Annotated in this window: 8 protein-coding genes; 7 read left to right on the forward strand and 1 reads right to left on the reverse strand. The window is 58.2% G+C overall.

What is annotated here, in order from left to right; translation table 11 throughout:
• Nucleotides 1-13 precede the first annotated feature (13 nt).
• The 7 genes from OZ656_RS08250 to pelG are packed head-to-tail and all read left to right on the forward strand — an operon-like array spanning nt 14 to nt 11,716.
• Complete coding sequence (locus tag OZ656_RS08250; RefSeq protein WP_278350937.1) at nt 14-2,767, forward strand: bifunctional glycoside hydrolase 114/ polysaccharide deacetylase family protein; 2,754 nt, start codon at nt 14-16, stop codon at nt 2,765-2,767.
• Nucleotides 2,768-5,956, forward strand: a complete 3,189-nt coding sequence (locus tag OZ656_RS08255) for a tetratricopeptide repeat protein (protein WP_278350936.1) — start codon at nt 2,768-2,770, stop codon at nt 5,954-5,956. It begins immediately after the preceding gene.
• The gene (locus tag OZ656_RS08260; RefSeq protein ID WP_023009908.1) at nt 5,953-6,486 is read left to right on the forward strand and encodes a hypothetical protein; all 534 of its coding nucleotides are present in this window, start codon (nt 5,953-5,955) and stop codon (nt 6,484-6,486) included. The genes OZ656_RS08255 and OZ656_RS08260 overlap by 4 nt, the downstream gene beginning before the upstream one ends.
• A 5-nt stretch (nt 6,487-6,491) precedes the next feature.
• Nucleotides 6,492-7,823, forward strand: coding sequence for a PelD GGDEF domain-containing protein (locus OZ656_RS08265; protein ID WP_113879007.1), 1,332 nt, complete (start codon nt 6,492-6,494; stop codon nt 7,821-7,823).
• Nucleotides 7,807-8,805, forward strand: a complete 999-nt coding sequence (locus tag OZ656_RS08270) for a lipopolysaccharide assembly protein LapB (RefSeq protein ID WP_157680625.1) — start codon at nt 7,807-7,809, stop codon at nt 8,803-8,805. The genes OZ656_RS08265 and OZ656_RS08270 overlap by 17 nt, the downstream gene beginning before the upstream one ends.
• Nucleotides 8,802-10,340, forward strand: coding sequence for a GT4 family glycosyltransferase PelF (gene pelF / locus OZ656_RS08275; RefSeq protein ID WP_278350935.1), 1,539 nt, complete (start codon nt 8,802-8,804; stop codon nt 10,338-10,340). The genes OZ656_RS08270 and pelF overlap by 4 nt, the downstream gene beginning before the upstream one ends.
• Nucleotides 10,340-11,716, forward strand: a complete 1,377-nt coding sequence (gene pelG, locus OZ656_RS08280) for an exopolysaccharide Pel transporter PelG (protein WP_023009912.1) — start codon at nt 10,340-10,342, stop codon at nt 11,714-11,716. The genes pelF and pelG overlap by 1 nt, the downstream gene beginning before the upstream one ends.
• Here the strand turns inward: pelG and OZ656_RS08285 are convergent.
• Nucleotides 11,713-12,894 carry a PLP-dependent aspartate aminotransferase family protein gene (locus OZ656_RS08285; protein ID WP_278350934.1) on the reverse strand — a complete coding sequence of 394 codons (1,182 nt, stop codon included), beginning with the start codon at nt 12,892-12,894 and terminating at the stop codon, nt 11,713-11,715. The genes pelG and OZ656_RS08285 overlap by 4 nt on opposite strands.
• Nucleotides 12,895-12,937: the final 43 nt, after the last annotated feature.

Genomic DNA, 12,937 nt, shown 5'->3' on the forward strand with positions numbered 1-12,937 from the left:
TTGCGCTGCCTCCATGACGTTTTTCAGAGTTCTGACGGTTCTTTCACTCCTTTTCCATGTGCCGGTTTTATCCGCCGAGAGCCCGAGAAATGTTGGCTTTTACTATGGCCACGAGTCACCGATAGGGCCACTTTTTGCCTACGACTGGCTGGTGTTGCAACCGGATCAGGCCACAGATGCCCGGCTGTCTTTGCTTTCCCGGGGAGGGACTGCGCCCCTGGCGTACGTTGCGGTTGACGAGATTGCCAAATCTCACGCGCTTTTCCCGCAAATAGATCCGGCCTGGATCGTTGGTCGCAATAAGGCCTGGGGGAGCGTGATTCTGGATATCCGCAAACCCGAAGTCCGGCGGTTTCTCGTAAATAAGCGCGTTGTGCCGGCGTTGATGCGAGGCTTTGAAGGGGTTTTTCTCGACACGCTCGATAGTCACCTGATGGTGGAGGCCGGCAAGGTAGACGCATTGAGCTTCGCGCAAGCGCAGGCTGATCTGATTGCCGATATCCGAGATAGGTACCCTGAAGCTGTCATGATTATTAACCGCGGCTTTCATCTGCCGGTCCGGGCGCTTGATCAGGTGGATGCGCTGGCGTTCGAGTCCTACTTCGAGGGCTTTGATCCAGAGTCGGGTCGCTATCGGCCGGTTCCTGAGGAACATCGGGAATGGCTGGATGCTCGTATTGCCGAGTGGTCGGCTCGATATCCCGAAAAGCCCGTTATTGCCATTGATTACACAGCGACGCCACAGTTGGCTCAAAAAACGGCCCATCGTCTTCGCGATCGGGGCCTTTTGCCGGTGGTCAGCAACCAGGCGCTGGATCGATTAGGCCCGACGTCGCCAGAGACGATACGCCGACAAGTGCTGGTGTTGCATGACCTGCCGCCGCAGCAAGCGGATCAGAGTCAGGCCCACAGCCGTTTGGGCGTTGTTCTGGAATACCTCGGGTTTGTACCGGTATACCGCTCTGCTCTGGAACCTCCCTTATCCGAACCCGTGCTCGACCGGTATCACGGCGTGGTTGTCTGGTGGGAAGCGGGCACGGCTCATAGCCGGCTGTGTCAGTGGCTGGGTAATAGCGTTCAAGACCAGTTGCCGTTGGTTTTAATGGGGTTAATGCCCGCAGCTCCTGCCTGTCAGCGACTCGTTTCTGGCCAGCGCATGCGGGTCCCGGAGGGGATGCTGCAGGTTTCTGCACTTCAGGAGACGGTTGGCAGGTTTGAAGGTAGCCGTCTGCCGGCGCGGGTTCCTCTGGCGATGCCGCCCGCCATGGATACCTATGAGCCGTGGATTCTGATTGAGGACAAGAACGCGCGATCCTACTCCCCGGTATTTATTCGCCCGGAAGGGGGCGTCGCGCTGAGTCCGTTTTTGTTTGAGCCAGGGCCAGACAATGCAGCGTATTGGCTGTTTGACCCGGTACGGTTTATGGCCGATGCATTGAAGCCGGAGAGTCATCCTGGCGTGGATGCAACGACGGAAGCCGGGCGACGCATCATCACGGCTCACATCGACGGCGATGGAGCGGTTTCCCGGGCTAACCTGCCTGGAACCCCGCAAGCCATCAAGGTGATCCTGGACAAGATCATCCGCCACTATCCCATCCCCCATACGGTTTCCGTCATCGAAGCGGAAGTCTCGGAGCGCGGGGTCTATCCGGCAGAGAGTCGGGAGGCGTTGGAGACTACGCGGCAGATCTTCCGGGAGCCGAATGTCGAGGTGGCCTCTCATACGTTCAGTCACCCGTTTTTCTGGCGCATGATGGAGGGTGGGGAAGCGCCGACGGCCGAGCAGGCCGCCTACGGATATGCCACGGAAGTGCCGGGTTACGAACCGGATCTGAAAAGGGAAATCCCGGGTTCGGTGGCCTTTGTTAACGAGCTGACCCCGGACGATAAAGCGGTTCGTGTCTTTCTGTGGAGTGGTGATGCCCGGCCCGGTAAAACGGCGTTGCGAATGGTGAGGGAGTTGGGGCTGGTCAACGTCAACGGTGGCAATACACGGCCGTTGAAATATGATTCTACCCTCGCGGCGGTCTGGCCGGATGCCCGTCTGGTGGGGGATGAGCTACAGGTTCATGCGCCCGTGCTGAACGAAAATGTCTACACCGATCTCTGGACAGGCCCGTTCTATGGTTATCGTAACGCCCGGGAGAGCTTCGACCTGCTGGATGCCCCATACCGGTTGAAACCCAGCGGGATCTATTATCACTTTTACTCCGGCACCTACCCGGAGTCGATCAAGGCGCTTCATGAGGTCTATCAGCATGCGCTGGACAAACCAAATTCACCGCTATACCTGAGCGAATACGCAACGCGGGTCCAGGCCCGCTATTACAGCGTTATGACCAGGGATGACGATGGCGTATACCGCTGGAAAGGGGTGTACACGCCAGCGACCGTAACACTGCCCGATTCTCTGTATCCGGATATGAAAAATAGCACCGGAGTTGCCGGCTTCATCAGGCATGGTCAGAGACATTACGTTCACCTCACAGGCCCCGGCGCAGCGCTGGCGGTGAGTGAGGTCGCCCCTCAGGGAGTATATCTGGAGTCTGCCAACGCCAGGTTGACGCGTTGGGAGCGCGAGCAGGTTTCCGGGGCGACTTCGCGCGTTACTGTCTCGGCAAATGGCCATGTGCCGGTGGAGTTCCGTTTTGGTGGCGCTGAATCCTGTCGAGTGGTAAGTGATCACCCGGCCACCCGCCTGAGCCCGGTTGCTTTCAGGTTGTCCGGTAAAGCGGTGTCGAACGTTGTGGTGGAGTGTAGTTGAGTGAGGCGAAGCTCTTCCCGTCCCAATCTGTTCGGGGTTCAGGCGTTGGCGGTGATGGGCGTGCTGGCCATTGCGTTGCTGTACGTAGTACACCCGAGGGAGGCGTTTTTTGACCAGATCGGCAGCCTTGAGAAGCCGGATGCGCTCTCCCTGGCTTACCTCACCGTGTTGCTGAATTCTGATTCCGATAATAAAGAGTTGCGCTATCGGCTTGCACAGATGCAATCGGATGTTGGTGAATCCGAACAGGCCATGGCAACGTTGAGCCCCTTGCTCCATGAGCCGACAGTGTCGCCGAAAGCCGTGGAGCTGGCCTTGACATTGGCCATTCAGAAACTGGCGGCTGCGACTGATGAACATACCCGCGCTGAGCGAAAGGCTGACCTGCTGGTTCTGGTTGAGCGGCTGACTGGGGGCGCAGGTGCCCATCCCCGAGTACACAGAAGCGTAGAGACGGTGCTAGGTTGGCTCACGCCGGATGAGCAATTGAGTTTGCTGCCGACGTTGATCTCATCATCGGAGGGGCAAGACCGGTTGTGGTTAGTGATGTCGCTAGGACATGCTCAGGTCGCTGCCGGGAACCCGGCAGACGCTGCGGAAACCCTTGCCGGGATTATCGACCAGCTACCCGCTGAGGAGCAGGACAAAGCGGCCAGGGAACTGGTGCGACTATACCTTGCCTCAGGTCAACCCGTCCGCGCGCTGGATACCTTTCAGGCCCGGAATCTGATGTCTCCCGGAGCCGAGGGACTGCAAGAGGCCATTCAGTTGGCCCGATTGGCGGGCAAAGACGTTCTCGAACGACAATGGCTAGAGTCGTTGATGCGACAGTATACGGCCGATATCACCGAACTCCGTCGTTTGCGAGCCCTGCAGTTGGGCCAGGGAGATCTGGCCCAGGTGGCAATGACGGCTGAGCGCGTTGCCGGGATGCCGGCGGCCGTGGTTGAGGATCGAATCTGGGCCGCAAGGGTGTGGGAGTGGCGAGGGCAGCCGGAGAAAGCCCTGGCCCGCTGGCAGTCGCTTTATCTTTCTGCCGGTCACCCCGAGGCACTGCAGCGCGCAACAGCGCTTGCTCAGGAACTGTTTCGTTGGCCTGAACTGGTGAAAACTCTCGAGACGGCGAGGGCAAGAGGTGAGCTTGGGGCCGATGGTTACCTTGTGCTTGGTGATGCCTATACCAGAGCGGTGGAGCTGGACAAGGCAGTTGCGGTTCTTGAGGAGGGACAGCGAAAGCATCCCTCCGTCGCCGGGTTCAAGGACCGCCTGTATCAGTTGTACGTCAACAACAATCGTTATCTCGACGCCATTGCCCTGTTTGAGCGGCAGGATGTGCTCAGTGAGGGAGATCGATTGGTTCTGGCCAATCTGTATTGGCGAACCCGGCGCGTAGAGCGGGCGTTCGAAACCCTGTCGGTATCGTTCCAGAATCCGGATTTCGCTGCAGAGGCAGAGCTGATGCGGCTGGATCTTCTGACTATGCTGGGGGATGTCGACAAGATTCGGGCTGAGTATTCGCAATTGATGGCTGGTTCCTGGCGGCAGCATGGACCTGGTGTGGCGGATCGGCTGATCGGCCTGGCCGCGCAGTTCGGGGATTATGAGCGTGTTGCGGAACTCGCCCGTTACCGGTTTCAACGTACCGGGAATGCCCGTTACATTCCCATTCTTGCCGATGCACAGGCGAATACGGGGCAGTGGGAGGCGTTGGAGCGTACGCTGGCACAGTGGCGGTCAGACCCGGCCCACCGTCAGGATGGCCTTTACTGGACATTCCGGGGGCGACTGTTTGAGCAGCGGGGCAAGGCTGGTGACGCAGAGAAGGCCTATCGACAGGCGCTGCGTCTGAATCCTGGAAGCGAGGACATCCTCAGCGCGTGGGGCTGGCTGCTGGTGGCAGAACCTCAGCGCAAGAGCGATAAGCTGAATGCCATTCTGACAGAACTGTCATCGCAATCCGGGCAGCGACAGTATGCGTTGCTTGCGTATGGATACTCGGCACTTGGGCAGGATAAGCGGTCCAGGTACTGGTTACAGAAGTGGCGAACGGAGAATGCCGTTGAGCCCCGCGCCCTTGAGGAGCAGGCGGGGCTCGCCCAGAGTCTTGGCGATCAGGCGAGTGCTTTTCATCTCAGACGTCTCGCCGCTCGACAGGTTCCTCGACGCGTCGAGCAAAGAACCCCGTCACGGCAAAGAAGCCCTGATGAGTTGTCCTCCGGATACAGGGCGCAACCGGTGTTTGGTTCCGAGAACCGTGCTGCCCAGTTGGGCTGGCAGCAGGAGCGCATCAGCGACATGGCTGTGAATCATTGGTTCGGCGCGTGGGACTACAGTTCGGAACGCTATCGGCTGACCGGGCGAGCGGCCCGCGTTGATACCAGCGACGACACGAGATTCACGAAGGCTCCCGAACCGTCCAGCGAGGCCATGATTGAACTTCAGAATAACGCCACAGATTGGTTGTTTACGGCTGGGCTTGGGCACGTGGGGCGTCTTGACGGCGATGAACTGAGTACCAGGTTTGAGGCCCGGTTCCAACCACTGGGCCGGTGGCAGATGGCAGTGGGGTATCATTCGGGAGAGCGCTCGACCGATTCGGCAGAAGCCTGGTGGCTGGTTTCCAGGGACAGCACTTCGTTTGAGGGCCTTTACCAGCCAGACAGCCGAACAACCGTTGGGGCGCGATTAGCATCACTGTCATTTGATGCCGGTTCACAAAGCAGTGTGGCGGAGGGACAACGGCTCGAGGTGTTCGGTAGTCATCTCGTGGCTCGCCGTTATCCGGACTGGAGTGTACGGGCGGAATATGTGTTGCAGGATCTGAATCGACTAGAGCGCCTGGAAGGCGCAGTGCAATCGCTGTTTGAACGACCACTCCAGACCGGTGAATTGCTCACCGAACACTACGAGCGCGTGTCTGTCGGTATGCGGTGGCAAGAGCATTCACCTCACTCGTTGCTCGAGCAACAGGCTCAGCCAGGCTGGTTCCTGGATGTGAACACCGGCTATGTTCTTTCCACCGATACCGTCGAGTACGGGCTTGGCGGCGGTGTAAGCTGGTCGCTATTCGGGGATGACGAGATCGCGCTATCTGCCGGTTATGCGTCGGATAGTCTGAGTGGAGCCAGCTCGCTGGACGCACGTGTTACCTATACCTTGTTTTTCAAAACTGCGGGAGAAAACCGATGATTCTTTTTCGACCTCTGCTGCTGGGGCTACTGTTTGTCGCCCTGAGCGGTTGTTCTACCCTGATCACGGAATCGGGTGACACGCCTGTCAGCCTGGCGGAGCAAGTGGCGGTTGTGCCTTTTGTTAATCTCTCGGAGACCCCTCAGGCTGGTGACCGGGCCGCCAGTATCGCGGTTGCCATTCTGCGGGCGGAGGGGGCTGGCCGGGTAGAGCTGTACTTGCCCGAAGACCAGAACCCACTGATGTATGAGAGTCAGGCTCGTCAGGCTGAAGCGATGGACATGGCGGATCGGGACGGGGCTGATCTTATCGTCACGGGAACGGTGGAAGAATGGCGTTATAAGGCGGGTTTCGACAGCGAACCCGCGGTTGGCGTGACAATGATTGTCAGACGCTCTGGCAGTAACGCTATCGTCTGGTCCGGAACAGCAGCTCGCACGGGATGGGGGCGGGAGAGTCTCGGAACGGTTGGGCGTGAGGTGCTTCAGGATCTCATTGATGCCATGCCTTTGGTTCGCGGCGAAGACTGATACTGATGCAGGACACCCGGGCAACTACGACAGTGGCACAATCGGGGCCCGCCACCGAGGTGCATGGCTGGCTGAAATGGCTGGAAGTCGTTCTGGTCTCAGGCCTGTTTCTCGCGGCAGGCTTCTGGCTGCGACCTGACGACCCGCTCCACGTTGGCAATACGTTTGCGTGGCCGGTTCTGGCGCCCTTGTTGATCGGCCTGCGCTACGGCTTTTTCCCGGCTCTGATGTCGAGTCTGTTGGTGCTGCTTGTGGCCGGGTGGCACTATGACAAGGCCGCTGCCACGGCCTACCCGTGGGGATGGGCCGCCGGCATGCTGGCATGTGGGCTGCTGGCCGGGGAGTTTCGGGACTACTGGGAACGTCAATTGCGCCGGGCCAACGCAGTTAACGAATACAGTCTCCAGCGCCTGGAAGAATTTACCCGCAACTTCTACCTGATGAAGGTGTCCCATGATCGTCTCGAGCAACAGTTAGCCGGGAGCTCCGGCAGCCTGCGGGAAGCGCTGAGACGACTGTATGGCGAACTGTCCCAGACCCGCTCCGAGGGTTTGAATGAAGAAAGCGCGGCCCTGATGTTGCGGGTTCTGGCTCGATACGGCCAGCTCCAGACGGCCGCCATACTGGCAGTGGAAGGAAACCGAAACATTGAACCGAAGGCGCTGGCAACGGTTGGTGACTATGAGGCGGTTTCGGAGTCCGATCCGCTGATTCGATATGCCATGCAGGAAAGAACACTGGTGTCGGTGCAGACAGAGTTCCGCAAACACCTGAAAAAACTGGATACTGATCTGCTGGTTGTGATCCCTCTCATTAGTTCTACCGATGACCTGGTGGCACTCTGTGTGGTGGAGTCCATTCCATTCTTCAGTTTCCAGAACCGGACGCTTCGTTTGATGGCGATTCTTGCCGGGCATATGGCGGATATGCTGTGCCAACGGGATCAGACGATGGCAGGTTCTCATGAGTGGCAGAGCCTGTGTTCCCAGGCGCGTCGCGCAGCTAGAGATGCAGAGGCCTTTGGCTTGCCTTCCGTGCTGCTTAAGCTGCAGGTGAACGAGCAGGATCTGGCAACCCTCGCGGACAGGATGACCGGCTTGCTGCGGGGGCTTGATGTGATTGCCGTTAACCGAGCGAACGAGAGCCCCAGCGTGGTCCTGTTGATGCCACTGACCGATGAATTGGGGCTTGCCGGGTATCTGCACCGACTGGAACTGGATATCCGGGAAAATGCGGGCCGTTCACTGTGGGATTTTGCCAGTCAGCAGTCACTGGTGGTAAAGACGGAAGCCCAGGTCGCCGAGTGGCTGGCTCGCGAAGGTGGCGCGATTGACTAGCTACTGGTTGTTACCGTTTGGACTGGTCTCAGAATTGGGCGGTGCGGTTGCACTGTTTACCGGTGAGGATTCGGTTCGGGCAGTGGGTGGTTATGTCGTTGCCCATGCGTTGTCCTGCGTGGTGTTTACGCTTGCTCTGCTGGTCCTCATGCCTCAACGTTACCGAAAACAGCGCTGGCGGCCTGCAGTCTTTCTGTTTTCGCTGCAGTTTGCGATTCCTCTGGTGGGCAGTCTTGGCGTGTTTGTCGGCATTCTGCTCGCGCTGTATCTCCCGCGCTCGAACCGGGAACTCCCGTGGCAGCAGGTGCCCATTCCCGAGCTGCCTTTCCGGCCGACCGATATGGGCAGTCAGGTTGTCTATACCGAGGGTGGTTTGCGCCAGGTTCTGAGAGAGGCGAGTGATCCGGGTAAACGCCTGAAAGCTTTGTTGGCCAGCCGACAGATGGAGGGCCGGGAGGGAGTTGATATTCTTCGGGAGGCACTCAAGGATCCCGTTGATGATGTCCGGCTGCTGGCGTATTCCATGCTGGAGCAGAAGGAAAAGGCGCTGGTGCAGGAGGCTGAGCGCCTGCAGAGCCAGGTGACGGAAGCCGCTGACCCGAAATCGCTCGAGCGCATGAATCGCCGCCTGGCACAAACCTGGTGGGAAACCGCCTATCTTGGATTGGCTCAGGGCAGTCTCAGGCAGTACTACCTCGAAAAGTCGCGGGACCTCCTGGTGAAACTGGTTGCCACCTATGACGAGCCCTCGGACTGGCAGCTCCTGGGGCGGGTGGAACTGGCGTTGGGGCGGCCCGAAGAAGCACGTGATGCCTTCGAATTGGCTATTGATAATGGCGCCCGTCAGGAACACATCCTGCCTTATCTTGCTGAAATCGCGTTTCTGGCCAGGGACTACCAGCGGGTCAGGTTCTATCTGGCCCGGTGCGCCCATGGTCACAATCATCCGGCGATCACTCCTCTTCTCGAAGCCTGGTTATGAGTTTGTTCAAACGAAAGCAGCCGTATATCGCGGACATCGCATTGCTGTTAGAAGGCACCTATCCGTTTATACGGGGAGGCGTGTCTTCCTGGGTACACCAGATGATCTCGGGACTTCCGGAATACCGGTTTGCCCTGGTTTTTCTGGGGGGCGATCCCAGCCATTACGGAAAGCAGCAATACACCCTGCCGGATAATGTCACCCATCTGGAGTGCCACTACCTGATGGACACCCAGGTTCGGGAAAAGCCGAGGCCGAGGGACGGAAACAAGCGGGCCTTCCAGAGTCAGCGGCGGCTGCACGAGAGTTTCAAGGCCAATGAGGCGGTGCCCGAGGAGGTGCTCACGCAGGTATTCAGAGACCTGGGTGAGACCGGGGGGATTACCCGCAAGGATTTTTTGTACAGCCGGGAGAGCTGGCAGGTCATTGAAGACAGTTTCCGTGCCTATTGCACCGAACCCTCTTTTGTTGACTATTTCTGGACTATCCGGACGATGCATGCGCCGCTGTTTACGCTGGCAGAGATTGCGAAGAACATGCCCAGGGTAAAGATGGTGCACTCTATCTCAACCGGGTATGCCGGTCTGCTCGGTGCAATGGTGAGCGACCGATACCGTATACCTTACCTGATCAGTGAGCATGGCATTTACACCAAAGAACGAAAGATCGATCTATCCCAGGCACAATGGATTGACGATCCGGAGGACCAGGTGAGTGCGGCACTTAACGACCAGTTGGGCTATATCCGGCGTCTCTGGATACGCTTCTTCGAGGTGGTGGGAAGGCTGGCTTACCAGAAGGCCGACAGCATTGTCTCGCTGTATTCCGGTAACCAGACTCGCCAGCACCAGGACGGGGCTTCGCCGGAAAAAACCTGCATTATCCCGAACGGGATCGATCCTGAGCGTTTCCGGGAACCACGGGAGCAGCGGTCGGAGGCCATTCCCAAGGTGCTTGGGCTGGTTGGCCGCGTCGTCCCGATCAAGGACATTAAAACCTTCATCCGGGCGATGAGAAGCGTCTCGGAGCAAGTGCCCGAGGCTGAAGGGTGGATCGTCGGGCCAGAGGATGAAGACCCCGCCTATGTCGCTGAGTGTCGCAATCTTGTGACCAGCCTGGGATTGGAAGGCCGCGTTAAATTCCTGGGTTTTCAGAATGTCAGCGAGATTTTGCCCCAACTGGGTTTGATGGTGCTTACCTCGATCTCCGAGGCGCTGCCGTTGGTCATACTTGAGGCCAATGCCGCGGGGCTGCCGTGCCTTGCCACGGATGTCGGCGCCTGCCGTGAACTCATTGAGGGAATGAGTGAGGAGGATCGGGCTTTGGGTGCCTCGGGCGCTGTCGTTCCGATCGCCGACCCTGAAGCGACAGCCAGGGAAGCGATTCATCTGCTGACGGACAGTGAGGCCTGGCGGGCAGCCCAGGCCGCGGGGTTGGAGCGGGTATCACGCTATTACACTTTGGACAGTATGTTTGATCAATACCGCCGCCTCTATGAGGCGTCGTTAGAGACGGCGAGTGGGGGAGAGCGCTAGTGGCGGGTATCGGTTTTGAGCTTAGGCGAATACTCCGGCGGGAAAGCTTTGTGAACCTCCTGGGTGCCTATGGTCTGGCGGGCATCATCAGTTCGGGGCCCTGGGTACTGTCGGTACTCGGGGTTATGATCATCGGGGTGCTGAGTTTTGCGCTCGAGGCAAACCAGGGATTCGTGGTCCAGTTTCTGGTGTCGGTCACCTATCTGATGGCGTTCTCGCTGATTCTCTCCGGGGTATTTCAGCACGTTTTCACGCGTTGGGTCGCAGACAGGCTCTACGAGTCCAAGCGTAACCTGATACTGCCCAACCTCATGGGGGTTATCTGGGTCTCAACCGCCGCGTCTTTCATGCTCGGCGTTGTTGCTGCTATCTGGTTTATGCCGGGCACCAGTTATCTATACCGGCTCCTGATGCTGGCGAATTTTGTGGTGCTGTGTAACCTCTGGCCGGTTACCATCTTTCTCTCCAGCATGAAGTCCTATCGTCGTATTGTTGTTGTTTTCGCGCTTGGGTATCTGGTCGCTATCGTTGCCTCGGTGCAGCTGCGTGATTTCGGCATTGAAGGGTTTTTGCTCGGATTGCTGCTGGGCCACAGCCTTTTGTTTTTCAGTTTTTTTTACACCATCATCCGCCAGTACCCGGGCACCACGCTCATCCGGTTTGACTTCGCCAGGCGTGCCCAGATCTTTCCCACCCTGATCTTTACCGGGCTGCTCTTCAATGCTGCGGTATGGGCCGACAAGCTGATCTTCTGGTTCGTGCCGGAAACCTCAGAGCCGATTATCGGGCTTTTGAGAGCGTCGATTATCTATGACATTCCCATTTTTCTTGCCTACCTTTCGATCATCCCCGGTATGGCTGTTTTTCTGGTGCGAATGGAAACCGATTTTTCCGAAGCATACGACCGGTTTTATAACGCCGTCCGTGAGGGCGATACCCTGGAGCGAATCAACCGTTTTCGGGATGACATGGTTCTGGTCGCCAGAAACGGCATTTATGAGATCATCAAAGTGCAGGGAATGACGGTGATCATTCTGTTCCTGTGGGGAGAGGAGATTCTCTCCGCCCTGGGTATCTCCACACTGTACCTTCCACTGTTCCACATTTTCCTGATTGCGGTGGCCATGCAGTTGATTCTTCTTGCGATACAGAATGTGCTGTTTTACCTCGATGCCCGGGGGATAAACCTGATTCTTTGCGCCCTGTTCCTCGGTACCAATATCGTGTTCACGCTGATCACCATTGAGTTGGGAGCCGCCTTTTACGGATACGGCTATGCGGCGGCTACCCTGGTCTCAGCTCTGGTTGGACTGGCGCTGCTGTCCCGCAAGTTCGATGAACTTGAGTACGAAACCTTCATGCTACAGGGGCGTTAACACACTTGTGTAAGGGAATCATTCAGGTCCTGTATCAGATCGGCTGCATCCTCAAGCCCCACTGACAGGCGTAGCATGCCATCGCCAATGCCCCGTTTGAGGCGTTCTTCCCGGCTCAGGCCGTGATGACTGGTGGCGCTTGGTTGGCTTACCAGGCTTTCTACGCCGCCCAGGCTGGTAGCGAGCAGAAAGACGTTCAGGGAATCCGCCACTTTTTCGGCTGCCTGCTGGCCACCCTTCACTTCAATACTGAGCATGCCGCCGAAGCCGGTCATCTGCCGTTTCGCCAGTTCGTGGCCTTCGAATGAAGGCAGGCCCGGGTAGTGTACTTTGGTGATTTTCGGATGTTGTTCCATGGCTTGAGCAACGGCCATGGCGTTTTCGTTGTGTTGGCGGACTCGTAATGGCAGCGTGCGCAGGCTGCGGGAAAGCAGGGCAGCGGTTTCCGGGGCAATCAGCTGGCCCAGGTTCTTGCGCCAGGCAACCACGGGTTTTGCCAGGCTTGCAGAGGTCATCAGGGCACCGGCGGTCAGGTCGCTGTGGCCGCCCAGGTATTTGGTGGCGCTGTGCAAGACGAGATCTGCGCCCAGTTCCAGCGGTTTCTGGTTAATGGGGCTGGCGAAGGTATTGTCCACCGCCACCAGTGCACCGTTCTGGTGGGCCGTTTCAGCAATGGCGCGAATGTCCAGGATCGCCATGTTCGGGTTGGCCGGGGTTTCAAAATAGACCAGCTTGCCCGGTTCGGTGAGCGTTTTCGCAAGCTGGTCCTGCTCTTCACGGAACAGGAAAGTCACTGGAATCCCCAGCGCCTGGCAGTGATTCTTCAGCAGTTCCTGGGTGCCGCCATACAGATCGCCCACGCACACAATTCCGTTACGGCCATGGGCCAGAAGAGTGGCCGAAATTGCCGCCATACCGGAGGCAAACCCAAGGCCCGCTTCTGCGTTTTCCAGCCCGGCCAGTCCCTGCTCCAGTTCCTGAATGCTCGGGTTGGTGCCCCAGCGGGTGTACAGGTTGCCGTCGCTTCGCCCTTCAATCACATCCAGTAGGGCTGCCGTATTCTCAAACCGGTAGGTGGTGGTGTTGTATACCGGCGAGTAGGGGCTGCCGAAGGCATCCTTGTGGCGGCGATTGTGGATGATGCGGGTAGCGGGGCCTTGGTTGTCTGGGGTGGTCATGGTGGTTCCTACGCATTTGGTGGCCGGAGAGTGAGCTGCATTG

It is taken from the genome of Marinobacter sp. LM1 (genome assembly GCF_042763285.1).
GTDB lineage: Bacteria > Pseudomonadota > Gammaproteobacteria > Pseudomonadales > Oleiphilaceae > Marinobacter > Marinobacter nauticus.

Excerpts from the sequence above, each read along its gene's own strand:
- OZ656_RS08250 (WP_278350937.1), top strand. The coding sequence starts at position 14 with ATGACGTTTTTCAGAGTTCTGACGGTTCTTTCACTCCTTTTCCATGTG.
- OZ656_RS08260 (WP_023009908.1), top strand. The coding sequence starts at position 5,953 with ATGATTCTTTTTCGACCTCTGCTGCTGGGGCTACTGTTTGTCGCCCTG.
- OZ656_RS08265 (WP_113879007.1), top strand. The coding sequence starts at position 6,492 with ATGCAGGACACCCGGGCAACTACGACAGTGGCACAATCGGGGCCCGCC.
- pelF (WP_278350935.1), top strand. The coding sequence starts at position 8,802 with ATGAGTTTGTTCAAACGAAAGCAGCCGTATATCGCGGACATCGCATTG.
- OZ656_RS08285 (WP_278350934.1), bottom strand. The coding sequence starts at position 12,894 with ATGACCACCCCAGACAACCAAGGCCCCGCTACCCGCATCATCCACAAT.